Origin of the sequence: Citricoccus sp. NR2, from assembly GCF_027594385.1 — a bacterium.
Classification (GTDB): domain Bacteria; phylum Actinomycetota; class Actinomycetes; order Actinomycetales; family Micrococcaceae; genus CmP2.
Window position 1 is genome coordinate 208,892 of record NZ_CP115154.1, and the last position, 25,330, is coordinate 234,221.

A 25,330-nucleotide genomic window follows, 5' to 3' on the forward strand; every position below is an offset into this window, starting at 1 on the left:
ATGGTGCCCCACTCGGGGCGTTCTTCGTGTGCCAACGAGAACGCGCTACAGAAGATTCCCAAGCCCGCACCGATCCCGCCGCGATTGGATCAAGATCACAGTCGCGGAACCACCGCAGTGCCGCCGCATCTCCGCCTCAGTGCCGCCGAATCGACAATGCACCGAGACCCGGAACCCGGTAGGGTTCTGTAGGTGACCACCGCACTGTACCGCCGCTACCGCCCTGACGCCTTCGAGACTGTCATCGGCCAGGAGCACGTCACGGAGCCCCTGATGACGGCGCTGCAGAAGAACCGCGTGAACCACGCCTATCTCTTCTCCGGGCCGCGCGGCTGTGGGAAGACCACCTCCGCCCGCATTCTCGCGCGCTGCCTCAACTGCGCGCAGGGCCCCACTCCGCACCCCTGCGGCACCTGCGAGTCGTGTGTGGAGCTGGCCACCGGCGGTTCCGGCTCCCTCGACGTCATCGAGATCGACGCGGCCTCGCACGGTGGCGTGGATGATGCCCGTGATCTGCGTGAGCGCGCCACCTTCGCCCCGGCACGCGACCGCTACAAGATCTTCATCATCGATGAAGCCCACATGGTCACTTCGGCCGGCTTCAACGCCCTGCTGAAGATCGTGGAGGAACCGCCGGAGCACATCAAATTCATCTTCGCGACGACGGAGCCCGACAAGGTCATCGGCACCATCCGTTCCCGCACCCACCACTACCCGTTCCGACTGGTGCCGCCCGAGCCGCTGATGAACTACCTGGAGCAGCTCTGCGCCCAGGAGAACGTCGAGGTGGCGCCGGGCGTGCTCTCACTCGTGGTCCGTGCTGGTGGTGGCTCCGTGCGTGACACCCTCTCGGTACTGGACCAGCTGATGGCCGGCGCTGGCAACCAGGGCGTGTCCTATGACCTGGCCGTGAACCTGCTCGGCTTCACCCCCGAGTCCCTGCTCGACGACGTCGTCGACGCCGTCACTGCCACCGATTCGGAGACCGTGTTCCGCGTGGTCGACCGTGTGGTCCAATCCGGACAGGATCCGCGTCGCTTCGTTGAGGACCTGCTGGAACGCTTCCGCGATCTGATCATTGCCAAGGCGATGCCGGATTCTGCCCAGGCCGTACTGCACGGCATTCCGGAAGATCAGTTGCGCCGACTCCACACCCAGGCCTCCCCCTTGGGGCGTGCCGAAATTTCGCGCGCCGCCGACATCACCGCACTCGCCCTCACCGAGATGAGCGGGGCCACCAGCCCGCGACTGCACCTAGAACTACTGATGGCGCGCCTGATGTTGCCGTCGACCGACGAGACCGAACGCGGCCTGGCCGCACGGCTCGACCGTATCGAGCGACGACTCGACTACGGAGGCGCACCCACCAGCGCTCCCGCCGCGTCAACCGGACAAGCACCGGCATCCGCCTCGGCAGCCGACCAGCAAGGACTCTCCGGTGCCGCACTCGCTCGTGCCGCCGTGCGTCGCGACGCTGCCCCGGCCCCCACACCCGAACCAGCACAGCCGGAACCGGCTCAGCAGCAACAACCTCAGCAATCGCAGCCACAGCCGGTTCAGCAGCCGCCAGCGCAGCAGACGCAACCCCAGCAGCCTTCGCAGCCGGCCGCCCCGGCTCCTCAGCAACGCGAACAGCCGTCGCCGCAGGAACAGCCGGCTCCCCAGCAACGCGAACGACCGGCACCGACGCCGGAACCACAACGTCCGGCCCAGCCGCAGTCTCCATCGGAACCACAGGCCCAGCCGGAACCGCAGCAGCAGCCCGCACCCCAGGCTGAGCCCACGCAGGAGGCCCCGCAGGGCTCCTCCCAGCAGGGTTCTTCGCAGTTGGACATGGTGCGCCGTGCCTGGCCCGAGGTGATCAGTTACCTGGAGCAGAACTCCCGGCTGATCTGGATGACCATCAAGGACAACGCCTCCGTCGCCGGATTCGACGGCCAACTGCTCACCCTGAGCTTCTCTAACGATGGTCCGCGCAAGACCGTGATCGCCCGTGGCGGCGAGCAGATCATCGCCGAGGCACTGAACCAAGTGCTCGGAATCCGACCCCAGCTCGACCTGATCACCGGAGGGTCTGCCCCGGCAGGTGGTTCGGGCCCAAAAGCCGCTAGCCGTCCTGCGGCGGCACCGGCCACCCCCGCTACCACATCGCGCCCTGCCGCGGAGCCCACGCCCACGCCCCAGCCTGAGTCCAAGCCGGAGCCGAAACCCGAGCCGACGCCGGAGCCTCGGCCCGAGCCCACTCCGGCACCTCGGCCCACGTCTGCTCCGGAACCCGCACCGCAATCTGAGCCCGCACCGGCGCCGCAGCAGCACGTGCCGCAACAGCAACCCCAGCCCCAGCCCCAGCGTGGGCCGCGCCCGGATGAGGAGCCCTACCCCTTCGAACCACCGGAGGATGAGAGCTGGCTGCCCGAGGACGACGAGTTCCCCGGCATTCCGGACTTCACCCAGACCGAGGAGTTCGCCGCATCCACCGCCGCCGAACAGCAACGCGCCTCAGCCCCACAAGGTCCCAGCGCACCCGACGCGGCACCGGCGGAGCCTGCCCGCGCCACGGATCCCACGCCCCCGGCGGAATCGCCTACCCCTGCCGAGACCCCTTCGCCGGAACCCGAGCCCGTCGCTGAGGACGGCTTCGCCGGGTTCATACCGCGCAGCGATCCTTCGGAAGCGTCCATCCCGGTATTCGCCAAATCCGAGGCCGAGCTGCGTGCCGAATTCTCGCAACGCTTCGGGTCCACCATCCCCTCCTCCGCGGCCTCAGCCGTGAACGGCAACAACAACGGCAGCAGCACTCCGGCCCGCCCCGAGTCCCGCGTGGCGTCGGCCCCCGCCCCGGCTCAGCCCGCGCCGGCTCCGGCCGAAGGACCGCAGGACCACGCCCCGGCCACCGATGCGGCTGACGCGGCCACCGGGCCGGCAGCACCGGCACCACACTCCCCGGTGGTGCCCCGCCCGGCGCCCACCTCGCGCCCTGCACCGGAACCCGCCCCCAACACCACCTCCGCCGCTGCCGAAGCAGCCCCGAACACGGATACCCCGCATCAGCGCAAGGCCAGCCGCTTCCAGCAGATGATGGAGCAGTACCGCACCGGCAACACCGCGTCGGCACAGAATGGCTCCAGCCCCGGTGCACCCACCGCGCCGAACGGTGGCGCGCCCCGGCCCGAAGCCTCCACCGCCGTACACTGGGATGAGGAGATTCCCAGTGACGAGGACGAGACCATCGAGTCATCCGGCCTCGCGGGGCGCGCCGTCGTCGAGCGCCTCCTCAACGCGCGACTCATTGACGAGCGCAACCCCGACGGCTCCCCCAAGATCTAGACGAAAGGCAGCAGCCCACGGTGTACGACGGCTCAGTTCAAGACCTCATCGACGAGCTCGGCCGCCTCCCCGGCATCGGCCCCAAATCGGCCCAGCGCATCGCCTTCCACATCCTCGAATCCGAATCCGAAGACATGCTGCGGCTAGCCGACGCCATCCGCACCGTCAAGGAAAAGGTCACGCTGTGCACCATTTGCTTCAACGTCTCCGAGCACGAGACCTGCAGCATCTGCCGCGATGAAAAGCGCGATCAGGCCCTGCTCTGCGTCGTGGAAGAATCCCAAGACGTCATGGCCATCGAGCGCACCCGCACCTACCGCGGTCGCTACCACGTGCTCGGCGGCGCCATCAACCCCATCGGCGGCATCGGCCCCGACCAGCTCCACATCCGCGAACTGCTCACTCGACTCCAAGACGCCACCATCACCGAAGTCATCATCGCCACCGACCCCAATCTCGAAGGCGAAGCCACCGCCACCTACCTTTCTCGCATGCTGACCACCACCGGCATCACCGTCACCCGGCTGGCCTCCGGGCTGCCCGTCGGAGGCGACCTCGAATACGCCGACGAAGTCACCCTCGGCCGCGCCTTCGAAGGCCGCCGCGCCCTCTAACGCACCAACTCCTTTCGCGCAGAGCAAAAACACCGGCATATAACGACCTCTAACTAGCCTGTGCAAAGGCGCACCGTACACTGGAACCCGTCCGTACTGTCAACCACGAGGTGAAACCGGGCATGAGCCTGATCGTCCAGAAATACGGCGGTTCCTCCGTCGCCGACGCCGCTGGCATCAAGCGGGTCGCCGCACGCATCGTCGAAACACAGCAAGCCGGCAACCAGGTGGTCGCCGTGGTCTCCGCCATGGGTGACACCACCGACGAGTTGCTCGACTTGGCCGCCGAAATTACCGATCAGGCCCCCGCGCGTGAGATGGATATCCTCCTCTCCGCCGGTGAGCGCATGTCCATGTCGCTGCTCGCTATGGCCATTGACGCCGCCGGAGCCTCCGCCCAGTCCTTCACCGGTTCCCAGGCCGGCATGTTCACCGACTCCTTGCATGGCCAGGCCCGTATCATCGACGTCTCGCCCAACCGCGTGAAATCCGCATTGGACCGCGGCCACATCGCCATCGTCGCCGGCTTCCAGGGCATGAGCCCAGAGTCCAAAGACATCACCACCATGGGCCGCGGCGGCTCCGACACCACCGCCGTCGCCCTGGCCGCCGCCCTGAAAGCTGACGTCTGCGAAATCTACACGGACGTCGACGGCGTCTACTCCGCCGACCCGCGCGTGGTCTCCTCCGCCCGCAAGATCGACGAGATCAGCTCGGAAGAAATGCTGGAAATGGCGGCCTCCGGCTCCAAAATCCTCCACCTGCGCTGCGTCGAATACGCGCGCCGCTTCGGAGTGCCGATCCATGTGCGCTCCTCTTTCTCCCACCACGAAGGCACCTGGGTCATCCCCGACCCGAACGACACGATTCATCTCGAGGAAGGCCAGCCCATGGAACAGCCCATCGTCGCCGGAGTCGCCCACGACCGCTCCGAAGCCAAGGTCACCGTCGCCGGAGTCCCCGACATCCCGGGCAAGGCCGCCGCGATCTTTAATGTCATCGCCGATTCCAACGCCAACATCGACATGATCGTCCAAAACGTCTCCCGCCTGGAGTCCGGCGTCACCGATATCACCTTCACCGTGCCGCTGAGCGAAGGCCCCGCCGCCCTGGAAGCGCTGCGCGCACACCAGGAAGAAATCGGCTTCCAGGACCTGGAGCTGGACAAGGAAATCGGCAAGATTTCGCTAGTGGGCGCGGGCATGCGTTCCAACCCGGGCATCTCCGCCAAATTCTTCGGCGCCCTGCGCGATGCCGGCGTGAATTCCGAGCTGATCTCCACCTCCGAAATCCGCATCTCCGTCGTCACCCGCGAGTCCATGCTCGACGACGCCGTGCGCGCCGTCCACACGGCATTCGGTCTCGACACCGACGTCGAAGCCACCGTCTACGGCGGCACCGGGCGCTAAAACCGCACCGCACCACCGATCGTCCCCCGGTCTCGGCCACCCACCACGGGTTCCCGAGACCGGGGGACGACTGTGTTAAGACCTCCACCTCGCCTCAGTAAGTGATCTACACCATGGAAAATACCCCCGTAACTCATTCCGATATTAACTGTTTCTAAAGACCTTCAATTCAGCTCATCCCGCTGAGTCTGTGGCCCCTTGAGCTCTGGAGGTTTCATGACAGAAGTACATGACGTGGCAGCATTCGTCACCCAGGCCGATTCGGCGCACTGGATGCAGAACCCATCGTCGCGATCCGAGAACTGCTCGGGGATGTGGGCGGCAGCGAACAGGCCATCGCCATGGCCGGCACCGCGAACAACGCGCTGCGCGTGACCCGCACCGGGGATCTAAGCCACTGGCAGGGCCTCGCCTACCCAGCACGTGTCCAAGGAGGGCTCCTGGTCGGCACTGCTGGCGTCCAAAAGCATCACCGGCCCGACCCAGGTCGTCGAAGGCAACAATAGCTTCAAGCAGTCCATCGGCGGCGATGGTCACGACGACGGGTAATGAGGTCATGACGTCCTAGGTCAGTGAGCGATTAAAGGTCAAGGACAAACAACGGCTGACCCTAGCAAGGCCCTTTTGCACGGTGCAACGCTGGAATGTCGCTGTCTTCGCGATGGCCCCGGTACCTCACTACCATGGAGACCATGGCCCCCACCGATGTCACCGCGTTGCACGCCGAGCATTCCACCGTGCTCTCGGCCGCGCAGTGGCAACCGCGCGCGGAAGCCCATGCGGAGCGCATCGGTGCGTTCACGGATCCGCTGGTCGCCCTGCACGACGACGGCATGAAACATCCGGTGTACGACTTCCTGTTCTCCTACTACTCGCTCTCCCCCGCCGCACTGAAACGCTGGCACCCGGGACCCGGCGTCGTCGTCGCCAATCGATCCCAGGAGGAACAGGCACCGCACTCCCAGTGGAAGTTCTACCGCCGAGTGGAGCCCGACGCCGCAGCGGGCCTGCCCCACGGTGGCTGGACCGTGGACGTGATGCGGTTCCGCGAAGAGCGGGCCTCGATGATCGATTTTGCTCTGCGGTTGCTGCCAGCGACCCGCGAGCGCACCGCCCGGCTGAGTTGCTTCGGGCTCCACGAGTGGGCCATGGCGTACCGGTCCGAGGTGCACGGAATCCGACATTCCACCGTGCCGCTGCGGTTGGGCGCCTCCGGGACCGACGCGGTGGTGGAGGACCACCAGATCTCCTGCTCGCATTTCGATGCCTTCCGGTTCTACGCACCCGAGGCCCGCGAGTTCAACCAACTTCATCCCACCCGGGCATCGATGGTGGAGATGGAACAGCCCGGCTGCTTGCACGCCAACATGGATCTCTATAAATGGTGTGGCAAATTGCTGCCGCTGATGGATTCCGATCTCTTGGCCGACTGTTTCGAGCTGGCCTGGGAGATCCGCGTGATGGACATGCAAGCGTCGCCTTATGATCTGGCCGACTGGGGATTCGAGCCGATCCGCATCGAGACGCCCGAGGGCAAGGCGGAGTATGTGCGGGCACAGCGGGCGTTCTCCGACCGCAGCCAGATGCTGCGCGACCGGATGATCGCCACCGTGGAAGCCTATGGAGTCTCCGGTGGCTGAGACTGAGCGCGGTCGGCGCATTCTGAGTACGGACCGGCTCGAGCTGCGCGAGATGACCCGCCAGGACCTGCCCGCGCTCCGGAGCATTCTCCAGGACCCGGCCACGATGACCCATTATGAGGGCGCCTTCAGCGAGGACATGGTGGAATCCTGGTTGACGCGCATGCTGCAACGTTACCGTGACGACGGATACGCGCTCTGGGCCGTGGAGCTCAAGGACATCGGGGAGATGATCGGCCAGTGCGGGATCACCCGGCAGCCCCAGGCCGAGACCACCGTGGACGAGGTGGGCTACCTCTTCCACCGCGACCATTGGCATCACGGCTACGCCACCGAGGCCGCACGGGCCTGCCGGGACTTCGCGTTCAACCAGCTGGGCGTCGAAACGGTGTGGGCGCACGTGCGCGACACCAATCTGGCGTCGATGAATGTGGCCATCCGGCTGGGCATGACGGTGCGCACCCGGTTCGTGAAGCACTATCGCGGGGTGGAGATGCCGCACCTGGGCTTCGCGGTGGACCGCGAGCACGACTGACCTAGGATGAACTCAGCAGCCCACCACCGCGAAGGATCCACGATGCCCCAGCCCGTGACCGAGGCACCGGAGACGCAGCGCGCAGATACGGGTGACGCCGACGACGCCGCAGCCGCCAGCGAAAACATCCGACCGCTGCCGGAGAACTGGCTGCGCACCGATGTGACGGTGGCCCTCGTCGTCGCCGCGTTCGGCATTCTCACCGGGTTCTTGAGTATTTACTCGCCGTTCTATGTGGAGCTGGAATGGACGAGCATCGATGTGATGATCGGTGCCGGGCTGCTCGCCCTGCCCCTGATTTTTTACCGACGCTACCCGCTGGTGATCGCCCCGCTGACCTGCACCATCTACTTCTGCGCGGGAGCGTTTCTCGGGTTCGAGGCGAACAGCGCACAGGTGGTGCTCTTCCTCTCGATCTACGCGCTGGGGGCCTGGGAACACCGCCGTCGGATCGCGTTCTGGATGCGCCTGGTCATCATCATCCTGATGGCCGTGTGGTTGGCCTGGGCCACGCTGGAGTCACTCACCGGAGAGGCCCCGGTGTCGGGTCCGCTGGTGTCCGGGATCCTCGTGCAGTGGCTGATCAACCTGGTGTTCTTCGGTGCCGCCTGGATCTTCGGCGACCGGGCGTGGGATTCCGCCATGGACCGGCTCGAGCTGGAGCGGGCCCACGCGGAGCTGCAGTCGGCCCAGTCGGTGATCGCGGAGCAGGCCGTGGAGTTCGAGCGGCTGCGCATCGCCCGGGAGCTGCACGACGTCGTCGCCCATCACGTCACCGTCATGGGCGTCCATGCTGCCGCCGCCCGGCGGCTGCTCAGCACCGATCCTCCGCGCTCGGAGGCGGCCGCGAGCCAGCTCACCCACGTGGAGGACGCCTCCCAGGAAGCCATCGGCGACCTGCGCACCCTGGTGTACACCCTCCGTGACAGCGCCGGCAGCGCGGGACCGCTGCCCGGGCTCGAAGATCTGGCGGAGCTCACGGAGCGCGCCGACGACACCACCCAGACGGTCACCTATGACCAAGTGGGCGAGGCCGTGCCGGTGGGACCGGCCGTGGAACTGACCCTGTACCGGGTCGCCCAGGAAGCACTGAGCAACGCCCGCAAACACGCCGGCGCCACGGCGAGCGTGCACTTGCGTCTGCGTTACGGCACCGATGCGGTGGAGCTGGAGGTTTCGGACGACGGGCGCGCTCAGCCGCTGCAGCGCCCCGGCACCGGCACCGGGCTGCAGGGCATGCGCGAACGGATCAACGCCATCGGCGCCACCATCCATATCGGACCGAAATCCCGCGGCGGCTGGCTGGTCCGCGCCCGGGTTCCCTACAAGGCACAGGAGAGCGCGTGACCGACACCGAGAACATCAGGGTACTGCTCGTGGATGACCAGCCGCTGATCCGCACCGGGTTCGCCACCATTCTCGACACCGAGCCCGGCATCGAAGTGGTCGGTGAAGCCTCCAACGGGCTGGAAGCGCTCGAAGCCGTGGAGCGACTCGACCCGGACGTGATCTGCCTCGACGTGCAGATGCCGGTGCTCGACGGCATCGAGACCACCCGGCGGCTCACGGCCGAAGACACGCGCGCCGCCATCCTGATCCTGACTACCTTTGATCACGACGAGTTTCTGTTCCAGACCCTGGAAGCCGGGGCTAGCGGGTTCATGCTCAAAACCGCGGGCCCCGAGGAGCTGATCAGTGCGGTGCAGAAGCTCGCCGCCGGAGACTCGCTTCTCGCTCCTGAAGTGACCGGGCGAGTGCTCTCCCGGTTCTTGGGTCGCGACGACGGCGCTGCGGACTCCTTCTCACGGCCGACGCCGGGCGCGTCGGCGGCAACAGCAGACTCCGCCCCGGATCTCTCTCGCTTCACGGAGCGCGAGCGCGACACCCTGGTGCTGGTGGCGCAAGGCAAATCCAACTCCGAGATCGCCGAGGAACTCTTCGTCGCCCCAGCCACCGTGAAGACCCACGTGTCCAACATCCTGATGAAACTCGGGGTCAAAGACCGCCTCCACGCGGTGATCTGGGCCTACGAGCACGGCGTCGTCAACGGGAGCTGATCGGCGAGAATATCCGCCACCCGTCTCCCCCGCAGGGTGGAAGTCAGATCGTCCGGGCCTGCCTAGGCTGAAATCATGATTTCACTACGGTCGATCCACAAGAGCTTCGGAGACCATCACGTCCTGAAGAACATCACCTTCGACATCAAGCCGGGCCTGATGACGGGATTCGTCGGCGGCAACGGCGCCGGCAAAACCACCACCATGCGCACCATCCTCGGTGTGCTCACCCCCGATTCCGGGTCCATCGAGGTCAACGGAGCACCCATCACCGCCGACTACCGGGCAGCCATCGGCTACATGCCCGAGGAGCGCGGACTCTACCCCAAGATGAAGGTCCTGGAGCAGCTGGTATACCTCGCGCAGTTGCACGGCATGCCGGCCGCCGAGGCGAAGCGCCGCGGTGCCGCCCTGCTGGAGCGGCTGAACCTGGACCTGCGCGCCAACGACAAGCTCGAGGAGCTCTCTCTGGGCAACCAGCAGCGCGCCCAGATCGCGGCAGCCCTCATCCACGACCCGGTGGCGCTGGTGCTGGATGAGCCCTTTTCCGGGCTGGACCCGCTCGCGGTGGAAACCACCGTGGAGGTGCTGCGTGACACCGCCGATGCGGGTGCCCCCGTGCTCTTCTCCTCCCACCAACTGGACCTGGTCGAGCGGCTCTGCGATGAACTCGTCATCGTCGCCGCCGGTGAGGTGCGCGCCGCCGGAACCCGCGAGGAAATTCTGCGGGCTTCCGCCACACCGGAATGGGAAATCCGGTCTGCAGCTGATGCCGGCTGGATCCGCGAAACCGGCGTCGACGTCTTGGAATTCGATGGCGGCTGGGCCCGCTTCTCCGCCGATTCTCTCGAGCACGCCAACCAGGTGCTCGCCCAGGCGCAGCAACGCGGCACGGTCGAGTATTTCGGCACCGTGAACCACACCCTTCATGACATCTTCAAGGAGACGATCCGATGAGCACCCTGCAGACGTCGACGCCCCGTTCCACCACCCCGCACGGTACCGGTTCGGCACCCGTGCGCGGACGCACCCCGTTCTGGACCGCGGTCCTGGTGATTGCCAAGCGCGAGATCACCAGCCGATTGAAGTCCAAGGGGTTCGTCACCCCGACCCTGATCATGCTGGCCGTGATCCTGCTGGGCTCCGTGCTCGGTCCGCGCCTGGGCGACATGTTCTCCTCCACCGATCAGGTCGCCGTCACCGCCGAGTCGGAATCCACCATCACCGCCCTCGGGGAGGACTTCGAGACGGTCTCCTTCTCCGGCGTGGACGAAGCGCGTGAAGCAGTGGCCGACGGCGAGGTCGACTACGCCGTCGTCCCGGATGAAGCCAACCCCACCGGGCTACAGGTCATCGCCGACCGCGAGGCACCCAGCGGCGTCATGAACATGCTCTCCGTCTCCCCCGAGGTCGAAATCCTGGATCCGGACGCCCCGAATCCGATGATCGTGTACTTCATCGGCATCGGTTTCGGCCTGGTCTTCTTCTTCCCGGCCATCACCTTCGGCATGACCATCGCCCAGTCGGTGGTCGAGGAGAAGCAGTCCCGCATCGTGGAGATCCTGCTGGCCACCGTGCCAGCACGCGCCATCCTCTCCGGCAAGGTTCTGGCCTGCTCCGTGTTGGCCTTTGCTCAGGTGACCCTCTACGCTGCAGCAGCCATCATTGGGCTGATGCTCAACGGCCAGCAGCTCAACCTCGAGGGTTTGACCGCACCCATCATCTGGTTCGTGGTGCTGTTCACGCTGGCATTCATCTCGTTGGCCGCCCTCTACGGCGCTGCCGCCTCGCTGGTCTCCCGTCAGGAAGATCTGTCGGCTGCGTCGAGCCCCATCATGATGCTGATCATGTTGCCCTATTTCCTGATCATCGCCTTCTCGAACAACGAGACCGTGCTGGCCGTGATGAGCTACATTCCGTTCTCCGCCCCGGTGGCGGTGCCGATGCGCGTCTACCTCGATAGCTCGGCCATGTGGGAGAACATCGTGGCGGTGGGCATCGTTGCGGTGACTGCGGTGCTGGCCATCATGCTGGCGTCGCTGATCTACGAGCGCTCCGTGCTCAAGATGGGTGCCGCCGTGAAATGGTCGCAGGCGCTGAAGAAGTAATCTCGGCGTTCCACCGCAGACGCATCGGGCTCGAACGGATTCTTCCGTTCGAGCCCGATGCGTTGGTGCGTTCTTGGGTGAGGCCCCAGCTATGCCCCGGACCAGAGCGGCGACAGCGCGTTGATCAGTTCGTTGAGGCCCAGGGCCACGAAGATCGCTGCGGTGAGTGCGAGCAGAATGTTGCGGATCCAGCCGTTGCGGAACTGCTTCGGCACGAACTTCTTCTGGTTGTTCAAGAACAGCAGCGTGACCGCCAGGAACGGCATGAACAGCGCGCCCAGCGTGCCGTAGAGCAGGATCAGGAAGATCGGCCGATCCAGGAACAGCAGCGCCATCGGCGGGATAGTCAGCCACAGCAGGAAGAACCGGGACTGCTTGGACTTCAGCGACGGGGCGTCGTCCTGATCCAGCTCGTCGGCGGGACGGCGGAAGTTGGCCCAGAAGTCACCGAACATCAGGGACACGCCGTGCCACACGCCCAGTAGCGAGGAGAATGATGCGGCGAAGAAGCCGATGAGGAAGACGGTGGACCAGACCTCGCCATAGCGATCCGCCAACACGGTGGAGACGTCGAGCAGGCCGCGGTCACCGGCGGAGATCGCAATGCCAGCCGAGTGGAGCAGTTCCACGCCCATGATCATGGTGGCGATGACGAAAATGCCGGTCAGCACGTAGCTGGTGGCGTTGTCGAAACGCATCACCTTCATCCACTTGGGCTGATTCCAGCCCTTTTCACGCAGCCAGTAGCCGTAGGCACCCAGGGTGATAGTGCCGCCCACGCCACCAGCCAGGGCCAGCACGTAGAACATCGCGCCATCTTCGGTAGGAATGCGCGGAATGAAGCCCGTCACCAGATCGCCAAGGTTCGGCAGCGTCAGTGCGGCAGACAGCAGTACGGTGACGAACATGACGCCGATGAGCACCGTCATCAGCTTCTCGATGAGGTGATACTTGTTCAGCCAGACCAGGCCCAGCCCGATGAGTCCGGCGGCGATCGCGAAGATCTTGGCGTCCACCGCTGGGAACATGGCGGCCAGCGGCAGCGCCGTCGAGCTCATCGCGGTGGCGCCGTAAACGAAGCCCCAGATCAGGATGTACGGACCGAAGTACCAGCTGGTCCAGGAGCCCAGTGTGCGCCAGCCCTGGAAGATGGTCTTACCGGTGGAGAGGTAGTAGCGTCCCACACCTTCGACCAGCACGATCTTCATGATGACGCCAACGACGACAGCCCACAGCAGCATGTAGCCATAGCGGGAACCGGCGGTCAGCGTGGCGACAAGGTCGGCGGCACCAACACCCGTGGCCGCGGCGACGATGCCCGGGCCCAGCGAATTCCATTTGGGCTTGACGGCGGCTTCGTTGATTTCAGCATCGGTAAAGCCAACGATGCTGGGGTTGTGAATGTGCGTGCCAGCAGCAGGCACACCCTTCGATGACCGAGACGCACCCGCGTCTGCAGCGCCCGAAGAACCAGACATGGAAACCTCCTGAGTTGAATGACGCACTTCACAGTAGGGCCCCCATCACACCCGCGCCACTTTGGCGGGAATGTTTTGCCTTGACCATTCCTCTGAAGGCCTGTAAATGCAAGAATGTGGGCATGAATAATGTGGGGAAGATCACGCCGCACCTCTGGTTCAACGGCAACGCCGACGAAGCAGTCCACCTCTACATTGACCTCTTCGGGGCCGATTCCACCATCCTGACCACCACCCATTACCCCACCGAGGGCCTGCTTGATTTTCAGGAGCCCCTGGCAGGAGAGTTACTCAATCACGATTTCACCCTGCGCGGGCACCGTTTTATGGCAGTGAATGCGGGCGACGAATTCCGCCCGAATCCGGCGCTGTCTTTCATGGTCAATTTCGACCCGCTGGATTACGACGGCGACGTGGACGCCGCACGCGCCGACCTGGATCAGATCTGGGCCGGTCTCATCGACGGCGGAACAGCATTAATGCCATTGCAGGAGTACCCGTTCAGCGCCCACTATGGCTGGGTCGAGGACCGCTACGGGGTCTCCTGGCAGCTCATTCTCTCCGACCAGGAGGGCGAGCCCCGTCCGTTCATCATGCCGGCGCTCCTCTTCGGAGGCGAGAACCAGAACCGAGCTAAAGATGCCGTTGACTTCTGGACTGCTCTTTTCCCGAACTCAGAAGTCGGCATCCAGGTGCCCTACGGCGAAGACACGGGCCCAGCCACCGCCCGGTCGCTGATGTTCAGCGACTTCACCCTGGACGGCCAGTGGTTCGTAGCATCCGACTCCGGCGTTGATCAGGATTTCACCTTCACCGAGGGCGTCTCGCTCCTCGTTGAATGCGAAGACCAGGCCGAGATCGACCACCTTTGGGCGGAACTGTCGGCTCATCCCGAGGCCGAAGCGTGCGGGTGGTGCAAGGACCGGTTCGGCGTCTCCTGGCAGATCAACCCGAAAAACATGGGCGAGCTGATGGAGCGCCCCAACGCCTTTGAAAAAATGCTGGGCATGAAGAAGCTGATCATCGACGACTTCTAAGCCACGCTCCAGCACGATCGCTACCGGTCACGTGACGAGAGCACGCAGAACTCATTGCCCTCCGGGTCGGCCAGCACCGTCCACGTCACCTCGGACGCATCTTGACCGACGTCAACCCGCCGCGCGCCAGCATCGATGAGCCGCTGAATCTGCGCGTCTCGATCATCTTGCAGGTGCGGCGCCAGGTCGATGTGCAGCCGATTCTTCACGGTCTTGCCCTCCGGCACCGGCACGAATACTAGTCCCGGCGGCACGTGATGCCAGCGGTGCACTGGGACAGGTTCTTCCATATCTAGGTCCGCTGGCATGTCTTTCGGGATGATGACCGCCTCGTCGCCTGCCTCGAAGATCAACCGCCAGTCCAGAACGTCGGCCCACCAACGCGCTTGCGCGGCGACGTCGTGGCAGTCAATGACGATGCTGTACCAACGCAATTTCATGACAGCGGCCTCTCCGTTGTGCGGACACCTTGGGCAATACCCACGAGTCCACCTATGATGACGGACGCCACATCTAAATCTCAAGCGCCCGTCGACCACGGCAGATCGAAAGTAAATGACACTTGACGTCAAGCATGTTTTACAGTCATGCTGAGGTGACCACGGTTCCCCAAGAGAAAGCGAGACGAGATCATGTCTCACACCGACACCTCCACGAGGCATCTCTTCGGGCTCAGCCGCTTCGGCGGCGGCCCGGCAACACTGATCCTCACCAGCCTGCTCGCCGGCCTCGTCACCTCAATGCTCATAGCCGTCGTCGCTGTTTGGCTGGATCCCGCTGGCACGCGCTCACCGCTGCTTCTCTTCACGGTGGTTACCCTGGCCACCCTCGGACCGGCCAGCGTCGGATGGTGGGTGGCCTTGGTCGACCGCTCCACCCTGCGCGGAGCGACCCCTCGCCCGGAGGAGTCCGTCGAAGGCTTGTGGCTGCAACGATCCCTGGCGGCAGCTTTTGGTATTTGTTTCGCCGTCGTGGGCCTCGGCTCCGGAGTGATCGCCGTGGCGCACTGGAGCGTGCCTTCGGATGTGCTGCTACTCAGTGTCTGCGCTCTGATGATGCTGTCCGCGGCGGGCAGCTACCTTGTCATCCGCGCCAAGGAATCCTGATGCGCAATGACATCCGCGAGTTCCGTGCCCGCACCGGCTGGTCGCAGCAGGCCCTGGCGGATCGGCTCGGCGTCTCGCGCCAGACCGTGATTTCCCTGGAAAAGGGGCGCTTCGACCCATCGCTGCCGCTGGCCTTTCGGTTGGCCGAGACCTTCGATTGCCGCATCGAGGACCTCTTCTTCCCGGACGAAGAAACGGAAGACCAGTGACCGGCATCGCGACCGACAGTGACGCGCAGTCACAGCGCCTTCCAAAGCGGGCTAGACTGGTGGCGCAAGCACGCGGAGCACTCGGCAGCTCACCTCATTCTCGGCTCTGACCACACCAGAACAGATCTTGGAACGGGTTCGCTGAGCGTGAGACGGCACCGATGGCACACCGCGCGCAGATCACGTCAGCACCACCGTGTACAGGAGCATCGAATGCCCACCATCGTCGTTGATGTCATGCCCAAGCCAGAGATCCTGGACCCTCAGGGCAAGGCCATCGCCGCCAACCTCCCCCGCCTCGGATTCACCTCGTTTGAGTCCGTTCGCCAGGGCAAGCGCTTCGAGCTCACCGTGTCCGGTGAGGTCACCGAGCAGGTTCTCGCCGAAGCCCGCACCGTCGCCGAGGAGATGCTCTCCAACCCGGTGATCGAAGACGTGGTGAACGTAGCGGTGCTCTCCGACGATGCTGGAGAGGCCTGATGTCCACCACAGCGAACGAGCTGCCCCTGATCGGCGACTACTCTGCGGCTGAAACACCGCTGTCGGGTGCGAAAATCGGCATCGTCACCTTCCCCGGAACCCTCGACGACGGCGACGCCGCGCGAGCGGTGCGCTTGGCCGGTGGCGAGCCTGTGTCCCTGTGGCACGCCGACACTGACGCCGCACGCAGCCTGGCCGGCGTGGACGCCGTCGTCATTCCCGGCGGATTCTCCTACGGCGACTACCTGCGCGCCGGAGCAATCGCCCGCTTCGCCCCCATTATGGAAGCGATTATCAATGCCGCCGGTGGCGACACCGGTGACGGTTCCAAGGTCGCACTGCCCGTGCTGGGCATTTGCAACGGCTTCCAGATCCTCACCGAGTCGCACCTGCTGCCCGGCTCGATGATCAAAAACGACCACCTGCGCTTCATCGCCCGCGATCAGCCGCTGCGCGTGGAAAACATCAACACCGCCTGGACCTCCGGCTTCGCCCAGGACCAGGAGATCACCGTCGTGCTGAAGAACCAGGATGGCCAGTACGTGGCCGACACGAACACCCTGGATGAGCTAGAAGGCGAAGGCCGCGTCGTGTTCCGCTACATCGGCTGGAACCCGAACGGCTCCCGCAATGACATCGCCGGCATCACCAACGGCGCCGGCAACATCGTCGGCCTCATGCCCCACCCCGAGCACGCCGTGGAAGCCGGTTTCGGCCCCGATTCTGCTGCCGGCCTGCGCACCGGCACCGACGGGCTGACCGTGTTTACCTCGGTGCTGTCCGCCGTCGCCCAGACTTCCGGAGGAGCCCTGTGACCACCGAGTTCAACATCGACACCGTCGTCAACGCAGCCTCGACCCCTGAGACCGAGCTGCCCTGGGCCGAGCTGGGCCTGAAGGAGAACGAGTTCGAGGAGATCAAGCGGATCCTCGACCGTCGTCCCACCGCCGCCGAGTTGGCCATGTACTCGGTGATGTGGTCGGAGCACTGCTCCTACAAGTCTTCCAAGGTGCACCTGCGCCAGTTCGGCGACAAGCTCACCGAGGAGATGAAGAAGGACCTGATGGTCGGCATCGGCGAGAACGCCGGCGTGACCGACCTCGGCGACGGCTGGGCCGTGACCTTCAAGATCGAGTCGCACAACTCGCCGTCCTACGTGGAGCCCTACCAGGGTGCGGCCACCGGCATCGGCGGCATCGTGCGTGACATCATCTCCATGGGCGCCCGCCCCGTCGCGGTGATGGACCCGCTGCGCTTTGGCGACATCGACCACCCCGACACCGCCCGCGTCATGCACGGCGCGGTGGCTGGCATCGGCGGCTACGGCAACTCGCTGGGCCTGCCGAACATCGGCGGCGAGATGGTGTTCGACTCCACTTACCAGGGCAACCCGCTGGTCAACGCCCTGGCCGTGGGCGTGCTGCGCCACGAGGACCTGCGCCTGGCCAACGCCTCGGGTGTCGGCAACAAGGTGGTGCTCTTCGGCGCACGCACCGGCGGCGACGGCATCGGCGGCGCCTCCGTGCTGGCCTCGGAGTCCTTCGACGACACCAAGCCCTCCAAGCGTCCCGCCGTGCAGGTGGGCGACCCCTTCTCCGAGAAGGTGCTCATCGAGTGCTGCCTCGAGCTGTTCAAGGGCTCCCTGGTGGAGGGCATCCAGGACCTCGGTGCCGCCGGCATCTCCTGCGCCACCTCCGAGCTGGCCTCCAACGGCGAGGGCGGCATGCACGTCGAGCTCACCGATGTGCTGCTGCGCGACCCCACCCTGACCCCGGGCGAGATCCTGATGTCGGAGTCCCAGGAGCGCATGATGGCCGTGGTCACCCCCGAGAACGTCGAGGCGTTCGAAGCCGTGATGGCCAAGTGGAACGTCGAGTTCTCCTGGCTGGGTGAGGTCACCGACACCGGTCGGCTGATCATCGATTGGAACGGTGAGACCATCGTCGACGTCGACCCCCGCACCGTGGCCCACGACGGCCCCGTGTACGAGCGCCCCTACGCCCGTCCTGCCACCCAGGACGCCCTGGAAGCCGACACGTTCCGCTCCTCCGAGGCGGCCCAGTCGCTGCCCAGCACCGGCAGCGAGCTGCGCGAGTCCCTGCTGGAGCTGATGAGCCAGCCGAACCTCGCCGACAAGTCCTGGGTCACCTCCCAGTACGACTCCTACGTGCGCGGCAACACCGCCCTGGCGGCTCCCGACGACGCCGGCGTGATCCGCGTTGACGAGGAAACCGGCATGGGCATCGCCGTCTCCACGGACTGCAACAACCGCTACTCCTACCTTAACCCCTACGTGGGCGCGCAGCAGGCGCTGGCGGAGTCCTACCGCAACCTCGCTACCGCCGGCGCGGTGCCGAAGGCCGTCTCCGACTGCCTGAACTTCGGCTCGCCGGAGGATCCGGACGTGATGTGGCAGTTCGCCGAGGCCGTGCGCGGGCTCTCCGATGCCTGCCTCGAGCTGAGCATCCCGGTGACCGGCGGCAACGTGTCCCTGTACAACCAGACCGGTGCCACCGCCATACACCCCACCCCGGTGGTCGCCACCCTGGGTCAGTTCGACGACGTCGCCCGCCGCACCCCCTCGGGGTTCCAGCGCGACGCCGACGGCCAGGCCGTGTACCTGCTGGGCGTGACCCGCGACGAGCTCGACGGCTCCGAGTTCGCCAACCTGCGCGGCCACCTCGGCGGGGTGCCTCCGCAGGTGGACCTGGCCCAGGAGCGCCTGCTTGGCGAGCTGCTGATCAACATGTCGCGTGACGGCATGATCGACGCCGCCCACGACCTCTCCGAGGGCGGCCTGGGTGCGGCACTGGCCGAGATGGTGCTGCGCTTCGGTGTCGGTGCCCGGGTCAACCTGGCCGAGCTCGCCGAGCGCGACGGCGTTGACGCCTTCACCGCCCTGTTCTCTGAGTCTCAGGCCCGCGCCCTGGTCTCGGTGCCGCGCAGCGAGGAGGTCCGATTCAAGGACATGACCACTGCGCGGAACTTCCCGGTGCTGCGCCTGGGCGTCGTCGACGTCGAGTCCGACGCACTGGAGATTCAGGACCAGTTCACCCTGCCGATCGCCGAACTCCGCGAGCGCTGGGCCAACACCCTGCCACAGCGCTTCGGCCTGGCTGACCAGGGCTGATCCAACCCCATCTCATCACCACACCAGTCACGGCGGGCGTCTCCACACCGGAGACGCCCGCCGTGGCGATGAGCTACGTCACCATCTCCCCGCACCTCTTGAAGTCGGAGGGTTCCTTCCGTAGGTTCTACCCTGTCGGCTGGAGCGCACCCGGAGCCGATCCGCCCCTGACACGTCGCAGGTTGCTTGTTGCAGCCTGCCTCCTCGAGAGGATCGCCATCCTGCATTCCCCCGCTCCATCCTCTTCCTGCTTCTGGCCTGCCTGCGACCGGCACCCGCACGCACCACAGCCGGGAAACTCCACCTCGTCCTTGGCCACCGGGCAGCGCTCCCGATCCGTGATTCACGTGCGCTGGATAGGGCCCGATGCGGACCTCGATGCCTCATTCAACGTGCTGCAGACGACGGCGCCTGTACACCAGCGCCGGGCCCGGCTCCCCCTGCATGTGCTCTTGCAACGCTGTGCCGCCACGGTGCTGGTGATCACGGGAGTGTCCGTCACCCTCGCCGCTGGCGTACTGATGGTGGCGATGACGTCTGGTGGTCCTCTCTAGCCACGTGGAGCAGGGCATCCTCTCGATAAAAATTTAGACGAAAGTCTAGACCTGGCCACTTTCCATTGCGACGCCACTGAGCTTCAACTTACTGTCGAAGAACACACACTCTCGATCCATGAAGAAGGGCCATTTCATGAGCAAGCACGTCGATGCGAAACAGCAGCGCACCGCCTTGATCATCCTGAGCGCCATGACGGTGGTGCTGCTCTACTGCCTCCATATCGCCGGCGCTTTCAGCGGACCCCTGATGACCGCCATCGTGTGGTTCTTCGGCATGGGCCTCGCTGCGTTCTTGCTTCTCAAGGCCGTTCTGCCGCTCCTGGCAGATCATCGCGGTTAAGTGACTATCCTGACCGCGGAGAACCCGATGCCCCAGCCCAACGTTGCACCCATCCGAGTCGTTGTTGCCGACGACCAGCCGCTGATGTTGCGCGCACTCGCGGAACTGATTGAACGAGCACCACAAATGGAAGTCGTGGGCCGGGCGTCTCATGGTGTCGAAGCGTTGGAGCAGGTGCAGGCAACGGAACCGGATGTCGTCCTGACTGATCTGGACATGCCCGAACGCAATGGGGTCGAACTGATCGAAGATCTTCAGGCCTACCCGGCCATCAAAACCCTTGCGCTCACGACGTTCTCCTCCACCGATTGGGTCATCGCGGCATTGCAGGCCGGAGCTTCCGGCTACCTCGTCAAGGACGCCGCACCCGACGAGATCGTCGATGCTATCCGCCAAGTGCTCACCAACACCATGGTGGTGTCTCCCGCCGTGGTCAAATTGCTCTCCCAGCACGTTATTAATCAGCGCGGAGGGGCGGCGAATCCACCTCCCGGAGGCGTTCCTCAACTCAACGATCGCGAGCAAGCGGTGGTCGAACTTCTCGCCATGGGGATGAGCAACCGCGAGATCGCCGACGAGCTCTTCCTCTCAGAAGGCTCCGTCAAGCTGCAGTTACGCAATGCCTGCCAAAAACTTCACGTCCGCGACCGAGTTCAGCTCCTGGTGCGCGCCGTGGAATGGGGCATCGCTTCACCTCGCCTGGGCAAAGGCCGCCAGCACCTCGCTGGCCGCTTCTAAAGGCCCACCAACACCAGAGAAAAGGCACCACCATGTCACTCACCTCAACTCTCGCTTCCTCCATTGCCGCCGTTACCCTGGCTGCTTCGAGCCTGACCGCTCTGCCAGCCACTGCGGAGGCAAACAATGTCACAGCCAACGTCGCTCCGGCGGCAGTCAACGTGGTGGCTCCCATGTGGATCCATCGGACCGTCTGTCAGTTGCTTCGCCCCATCTACAGGGGCTGCTAAATCTGACCACCAGAAGTGAATAAAATTCGCCGACACAACTGAGGAGTCACACGACTAGAGTTGATCGTGTGATCCTCAAACCTTTTCGAAGCCGCAACGACTTCGCTGAGTGGAACCGTGACACCAGCGCGGGTTCCCTGTCTCCCTGGATCACCATCGTCCTGGCCGTCTTCGCCGCCGTCATGACGACGGATGTATTGAGGGACCGTTCACTGGAAGACCCTGTGGACGCGTTTGTGATTCTTACGACGCTGATTACTTATGCGGCTGCATCTGTAGTCACCCGCCGGCCGTGGACGGGCATGATCATCTTCCTTGCCAGCAGCGTGACCTTGGCGTGGCTCGTCGAATCCGGAGTTGCGCTTTTACTCGCCTTCGCCGTGACCTTAGCCATGATCTTCATCTGTGGCACCGCTCTGTTGCAGGTCACCACGACGGTGTTGTTCACGGCTTGGCCCTTCGTCGTGTCTCTCTTGGTGCATGATGATCTATCCCTCGTTCACGCTGCCGCAGTCATCGGAGTTCCGGTAGTGTGCATCGGTTACGCTATCGGTCGATTTCGTCGTGCCATGGTTCTCGCAGAGAAAAGGAACCAGGAGCTCGAGGAACAGAAACTGCACATCCGAGCGCGTGAACGCGAATCACTGGCGCGCGATCTGCACGACATCGTTGCGAATCAGCTCACCAGCATGACGCTGGTAGCAGGCAGCCGCGCCCACAGCGATCGGCTAGAAGACCTGCAAGAGGCACTCACCGAAATCAAGGGACTGAGCCGGGAAGCCCTGATCGAGCTACGCAAACTGCTGGATGTCTTGCGCACGAATGAGTCCCCAGCCGGCCCTGGCGACGGCAGCCGTTTGGACTTCCAGAGCATCGAATCTGGACTCCAACACGTGGTGACTCGCCTCGAAGAGTTCGATTTCACGGTCGAGCTGACCTCGAATCTGTCCCAGAAGTCACCACTGAGTGCATCGACCGTGGACGCGATTCTGCGCATCCTGCAGGAGTGCTCCACTAACGCCATGAAGTACGCACGCCCCTCATCGACGATCCAGGTCTACTTGGAGCGTGACAAGGAAAAGGTGAGCCTGAGCTTCACCTCCGCACTCCCCCAGCACATCCGGACTCGGCGCCGAAGCCTTGAGCTGTCTTCGGGCCAGGGGCTCCTCGGCATCCGCGAGCGCGTAGAGCTCCTGGGCGGTGAAGCGAGCATCGGCCCAGTCCATGAAAGATGGGTCGTTGAAGCGTCCTTCCCGGTCTGAGACATCTGTGAACGCGAACTACCGCTTCGTTTTGTCCTTCCAGTAGCCCGACGAGTACCCGTCGGCTTTCTCCAGTTCCCACGTCTCACGCATCCAGCGCCTCAGTGGTCGGATTGCTGTCGATTCAGCGGCGATCCAGGCGAAGGCCTCCCCCTCAGGACGCGGCAGTTTCATGACCGCTGCACTGAGGTTGTCCTCCCGATTGAGCCACGTCACGGTCATTCCAGGTGGCGCAGACAGCTGCTGGAACGACCCCGGGCTGGGCGCCTGGACGAAAACATGTCCCTGAGCCGTACTGGGCAATTGCTCAAGCCACCGAGAGACACCGGGCAAGCCGGTCTCGTCGCACACCATCAGGTAGAAGTCGTAGTCATAGGAAACGCGGTACCCGGATTTCGGCCCGAGCACATAGGTGGTCTCGCCCGGGAGCACCGAACGGGCCCAATCGGTTCCGGGGCCCTTGTCGTGAAGGGTCACGTTGATTTCGATTGCACCCGATTCTGGCCAGAACTGACGAATCGTGTACTTCCGCGACGGCGGAGCCGGCTTCGCCCACACCGGCCATGCCCCGTGCTTCGTTTCGCGCCACTGGGGTTCAGGAATCTGGGTGGCCCCGCTCGGTGGCACCACCACACGCACGTACTCTCCCACCAGTTGCTGGGATTCCGGGCGACGTTCCGGGTCGACCGGGGCCAGCACAATACGTCGCACCGTGGGTGACAGTGGTTCGGTTTCCTGCACCGTCATCGCGGCAATGCCGGATTTAAGACCAATCTTCCGCATCGGACGTGGACGGTCTACCCGAACCGGCTTAACGTCTCCGAACGTCGCCTTTTTCAGCTTCTTCGAGGACTTCTTCTTGACTTTCCTGGTCTTTTTGTCTTTCTTGGCCTTCGATCCCTGGCCCACGGTTTCGTCCCTCCACTTGCTGATGCGGTTGACGTCGCACGACCGATTCTTCCCCATTATCCGCCTGATTTCGCCTCACTCGACATCAAGTCGGCCAGGAACTGGCGACGAGAAGGTCTCGTCTGCAGTAATGAAAATCTGGTAACACTATCCAGGGACCTTACGCGGTCGGAGCCACAAGCTAAAAGACCCGCGTCTCGTTCCTGGACACTGCTAACGGACTTTCGGAGCGACCACTGTGAATCAGGCCCCAGCATCTGGCGCGACAACAGCAAACTCGATGGTGCCGACCAGCACAAGACGTCGCGGCGCCTTGGCCGGTGTCGGGCTCGGCGTAATCCTGTTGCTCGCTGCTGCTGTCTTGTTCTTCACTCCGCCGCCTGGTGACGAAGTGACAGATAACGACTGGACTCTCACTGTCTCTTGCGCTTCCGCAGCCTTTGGCGACGACAGCGTCCAAGGCAATGCCCCTAGCGAGCGGTTCGACGGGATCTCCACCGATCTACAAATGACCTGTCTGACCGGCCGTCAGCAACACAGCGGAGCGGCACTTCTGCTCGCGGTTCTCGGCAGCACGTCACTGATTATCGGCGCCACTCGGCGCTCCTAGCGAAAGTCCGTTCCAGGACACCAGATCGCCCTGAACGAAAGGCACTTCCATGGGTGGAGTAAGCAAGCAGACCAATATCCAAGATCTTGTGTCCCAACTGCGAGTTGCGGCCATTGACGCTTACATGGCAGAGGAAGGCTACAAGCGCTCGGGAGATGCCAGCTATACCCTCCGACCTCTCTATATGGTCGGAGGTCAAACCTCGACGGTCACCGCTCCCGATGCGGAAGGCTACGGCGGTGGACAAGCAACGGACACGACAGTTAGCCCCCGCGGTGGGATACCCTTCACTACTGAGAGCGACCGATACGTCACACCCTTCAGCGAGATCTCGCAAGGAGTCACTCTTTTGACTCGGGATTGGCATATTCTGCCGAATCCCGAGGCTCTCGACGATACCGTGGCGACCTGCCTCGACGTCGAAGCGGCACTCAATCTCGGTGAGGGAGAAGACGCGGCAAGCACGTCATCCGGTCGAGTGGGTCCCCTCCTTGAACTGATCGATACAGACGCCAAGGACGGCATGAACGGCGAAACGGAACGAGGTTTCCGTGAGTTCCTGGTGTCCATCGACAACACGGTGCAGCGATACCACGCCATGGCAGTCATTCGTGGAGCGGCGTTGACTGGCGTGCAGGAGATCTGGAAGCAAGCACGGCTGGATCTCCACGAGATTCTGAACCACATGATTTCTGAGTTCAATTTGCTAGCCGATGCCGCTGCAGCACGAGGGTGGCAAACCGCGCTGAAAGTCGTTGGCACCGCCCTCAAAGGCGCCCAGATTTTCGCGGGGGACAAGATCAACCCTGCTTTGAAGCTGGCGAGCCTCGGCGTCGAGATCCTCGAGAGCACCACGGTCGATACGGATCTCATCGAGGCTGCCCCCGATAGTTATTCGGCCGCGATGACCGAGTTCCAAAACCTCGTGAATGGTCTCAATGCGACCATTCATGCCGAAGAAGTAGCCCTCTACAACATGCTCACCGAATCCCACCAGGTGTTCTATGAACGTCAGGGCGACTACAACATGGATGCCCCGACAATCGTCTCCCCCGAATCGGAAGGCGACGTCAACTTTTCGATCGACGAAGATCGCGTGGCGTCGATCATCTCGAATCTGCGCGACCTTTCCGGGGTCATGACAGATATCGGCAGCAACGCAAACCTGTGCTTCATTGGAGGTGAGCTTCTGCGCAATTCCAACATCGGTCTTGCTTCCGCCAGCATCGAACCTCCCTACAACGATGTGACGGGCGTTCAATCAGGGCTCCTGCGCGATCTCGCCTGGGAAATGGACACCGGAGCAACCCACCTTGAATCGACTTTGGCAGAATTCGGCGAGATCGACGGCGACGGTGCTACGAGTATGCAGGAGTCGATGGAGACCATTCAGGAAGGAAGCCCCTACAACCCGTACCATTCCGCGCCCGAAGAGACCATCGACGTCGACGACGAGACCGATGAAAACGCCGAGCCTACGCCGCTGGGTGACGAAAACACCGGGATTCCCGAACGCAGCCGCTAATACCGACCAACCGTTTAGGACCGTCAGGC

General features: G+C 64.0%; 25 protein-coding genes. 22 read left to right on the top strand and 3 right to left on the bottom strand.

Features of this window, described 5'->3' with window-relative positions:
- Positions 1 to 192: 192 nt before the first annotated feature.
- From O1A05_RS00985 to O1A05_RS01030, 10 genes are all read left to right on the top strand, one after another.
- Positions 193 to 3,327: a DNA polymerase III subunit gamma and tau gene (locus tag O1A05_RS00985; RefSeq protein WP_270106245.1), complete on the top strand. Its 3,135-nt coding sequence runs from the start codon at positions 193 to 195 to the stop codon at positions 3,325 to 3,327.
- Between the two features lie 20 nt (positions 3,328 to 3,347).
- Positions 3,348 to 3,941 carry a recombination mediator RecR gene (gene recR, locus O1A05_RS00990; RefSeq protein WP_270106246.1) on the top strand — a complete coding sequence of 198 codons (594 nt, stop codon included), beginning with the start codon at positions 3,348 to 3,350 and terminating at the stop codon, positions 3,939 to 3,941.
- Positions 3,942 to 4,063: 122 nt separating this feature from the next.
- Positions 4,064 to 5,350, top strand: a complete 1,287-nt coding sequence (locus tag O1A05_RS00995; protein ID WP_270106247.1) for an aspartate kinase — start codon at positions 4,064 to 4,066, stop codon at positions 5,348 to 5,350.
- A gap of 423 nt (positions 5,351 to 5,773) precedes the next feature.
- The gene (locus O1A05_RS01000; protein ID WP_270106248.1) at positions 5,774 to 5,899 is read left to right on the top strand and encodes a hypothetical protein; all 126 of its coding nucleotides are present in this window, start codon (positions 5,774 to 5,776) and stop codon (positions 5,897 to 5,899) included.
- A 143-nt stretch (positions 5,900 to 6,042) separates the two neighbouring features.
- Complete coding sequence (locus O1A05_RS01005) at positions 6,043 to 6,990, top strand: 3-methyladenine DNA glycosylase (RefSeq protein ID WP_270106249.1); 948 nt, start codon at positions 6,043 to 6,045, stop codon at positions 6,988 to 6,990.
- Positions 6,983 to 7,525 carry a GNAT family N-acetyltransferase gene (locus O1A05_RS01010; protein WP_333481992.1) on the top strand — a complete coding sequence of 181 codons (543 nt, stop codon included), beginning with the start codon at positions 6,983 to 6,985 and terminating at the stop codon, positions 7,523 to 7,525. The genes O1A05_RS01005 and O1A05_RS01010 overlap by 8 nt, the downstream gene beginning before the upstream one ends.
- Positions 7,526 to 7,567: 42 nt before the next feature.
- A complete protein-coding gene (locus tag O1A05_RS01015; RefSeq protein WP_270106250.1) occupies positions 7,568 to 8,872 on the top strand; it encodes a sensor histidine kinase in 1,305 nt (434 codons plus the stop codon).
- Positions 8,869 to 9,582 (top strand): response regulator, encoded by a 714-nt coding sequence (locus O1A05_RS01020; protein ID WP_270106251.1) that lies wholly within the window; start codon positions 8,869 to 8,871, stop codon positions 9,580 to 9,582. The genes O1A05_RS01015 and O1A05_RS01020 overlap by 4 nt, the downstream gene beginning before the upstream one ends.
- A 75-nt stretch (positions 9,583 to 9,657) precedes the next feature.
- Positions 9,658 to 10,539: an ABC transporter ATP-binding protein gene (locus tag O1A05_RS01025; RefSeq protein ID WP_270106252.1), complete on the top strand. Its 882-nt coding sequence runs from the start codon at positions 9,658 to 9,660 to the stop codon at positions 10,537 to 10,539.
- The gene (locus O1A05_RS01030; RefSeq protein WP_270106253.1) at positions 10,536 to 11,690 is read left to right on the top strand and encodes an ABC transporter permease; all 1,155 of its coding nucleotides are present in this window, start codon (positions 10,536 to 10,538) and stop codon (positions 11,688 to 11,690) included. The genes O1A05_RS01025 and O1A05_RS01030 overlap by 4 nt, the downstream gene beginning before the upstream one ends.
- 89 nt (positions 11,691 to 11,779) lie before the next feature.
- Here the strand turns inward: O1A05_RS01030 and O1A05_RS01035 are convergent, their stop codons facing one another.
- On the bottom strand, positions 11,780 to 13,168 hold the full coding sequence (locus O1A05_RS01035; RefSeq protein ID WP_270106254.1) for an Nramp family divalent metal transporter: 1,389 nt from the start codon (positions 13,166 to 13,168) through the stop codon (positions 11,780 to 11,782).
- A gap of 122 nt (positions 13,169 to 13,290) precedes the next feature.
- Between O1A05_RS01035 and O1A05_RS01040 the strand changes: the two genes are divergently transcribed.
- On the top strand, positions 13,291 to 14,205 hold the full coding sequence (locus O1A05_RS01040; RefSeq protein ID WP_270106255.1) for a VOC family protein: 915 nt from the start codon (positions 13,291 to 13,293) through the stop codon (positions 14,203 to 14,205).
- Positions 14,206 to 14,225: 20 nt separating this feature from the next.
- Here O1A05_RS01040 and O1A05_RS01045 read toward each other — a convergent pair whose 3' ends face one another.
- Complete coding sequence (locus O1A05_RS01045) at positions 14,226 to 14,645, bottom strand: VOC family protein (protein WP_270106256.1); 420 nt, start codon at positions 14,643 to 14,645, stop codon at positions 14,226 to 14,228.
- Positions 14,646 to 14,837: 192 nt separating this feature from the next.
- Between O1A05_RS01045 and O1A05_RS01050 the strand changes: the two genes are divergently transcribed.
- The 9 genes from O1A05_RS01050 to O1A05_RS01090 all read left to right on the top strand — a co-directional run bounded on the left by O1A05_RS01050 (position 14,838) and on the right by O1A05_RS01090 (position 22,257).
- A complete protein-coding gene (locus tag O1A05_RS01050) occupies positions 14,838 to 15,311 on the top strand; it encodes a hypothetical protein (protein WP_270106257.1) in 474 nt (157 codons plus the stop codon).
- On the top strand, positions 15,311 to 15,520 hold the full coding sequence (locus tag O1A05_RS01055; RefSeq protein ID WP_270106258.1) for a helix-turn-helix transcriptional regulator: 210 nt from the start codon (positions 15,311 to 15,313) through the stop codon (positions 15,518 to 15,520). Before O1A05_RS01050 ends, O1A05_RS01055 begins: the two co-directional genes overlap by 1 nt.
- 213 nt (positions 15,521 to 15,733) lie before the next feature.
- Entirely contained in the window at positions 15,734 to 16,000 is a 267-nt protein-coding gene (gene purS, locus O1A05_RS01060) for a phosphoribosylformylglycinamidine synthase subunit PurS (RefSeq protein WP_270106259.1), read from the top strand.
- Entirely contained in the window at positions 16,000 to 16,815 is an 816-nt protein-coding gene (gene purQ, locus O1A05_RS01065; RefSeq protein WP_270106260.1) for a phosphoribosylformylglycinamidine synthase subunit PurQ, read from the top strand. Before purS ends, purQ begins: the two co-directional genes overlap by 1 nt.
- Positions 16,812 to 19,130 carry a phosphoribosylformylglycinamidine synthase subunit PurL gene (gene purL, locus O1A05_RS01070; protein ID WP_270106261.1) on the top strand — a complete coding sequence of 773 codons (2,319 nt, stop codon included), beginning with the start codon at positions 16,812 to 16,814 and terminating at the stop codon, positions 19,128 to 19,130. The genes purQ and purL overlap by 4 nt, the downstream gene beginning before the upstream one ends.
- Before the next feature lie 62 nt (positions 19,131 to 19,192).
- A complete protein-coding gene (locus tag O1A05_RS01075; protein WP_270106262.1) occupies positions 19,193 to 19,684 on the top strand; it encodes a hypothetical protein in 492 nt (163 codons plus the stop codon).
- Positions 19,685 to 19,820: 136 nt separating this feature from the next.
- Entirely contained in the window at positions 19,821 to 20,027 is a 207-nt protein-coding gene (locus O1A05_RS01080) for a hypothetical protein (RefSeq protein ID WP_270106263.1), read from the top strand.
- Entirely contained in the window at positions 20,028 to 20,765 is a 738-nt protein-coding gene (locus O1A05_RS01085; protein ID WP_270106264.1) for a response regulator, read from the top strand.
- 298 nt (positions 20,766 to 21,063) lie between these two features.
- A complete protein-coding gene (locus O1A05_RS01090) occupies positions 21,064 to 22,257 on the top strand; it encodes a sensor histidine kinase (protein ID WP_270106265.1) in 1,194 nt (397 codons plus the stop codon).
- 18 nt (positions 22,258 to 22,275) lie between these two features.
- Here the strand turns inward: O1A05_RS01090 and O1A05_RS01095 are convergent, their stop codons facing one another.
- Complete coding sequence (locus O1A05_RS01095; RefSeq protein WP_270106266.1) at positions 22,276 to 23,166, bottom strand: siderophore-interacting protein; 891 nt, start codon at positions 23,164 to 23,166, stop codon at positions 22,276 to 22,278.
- Between the two features lie 280 nt (positions 23,167 to 23,446).
- Here O1A05_RS01095 and O1A05_RS01100 point away from each other — a divergent pair, with 280 nt between their 5' ends.
- Complete coding sequence (locus tag O1A05_RS01100; protein WP_270106267.1) at positions 23,447 to 23,776, top strand: hypothetical protein; 330 nt, start codon at positions 23,447 to 23,449, stop codon at positions 23,774 to 23,776.
- A gap of 124 nt (positions 23,777 to 23,900) precedes the next feature.
- Complete coding sequence (locus O1A05_RS01105; protein WP_270106268.1) at positions 23,901 to 25,301, top strand: hypothetical protein; 1,401 nt, start codon at positions 23,901 to 23,903, stop codon at positions 25,299 to 25,301.
- The last annotated feature ends 29 nt before the right edge of the window (positions 25,302 to 25,330 follow it).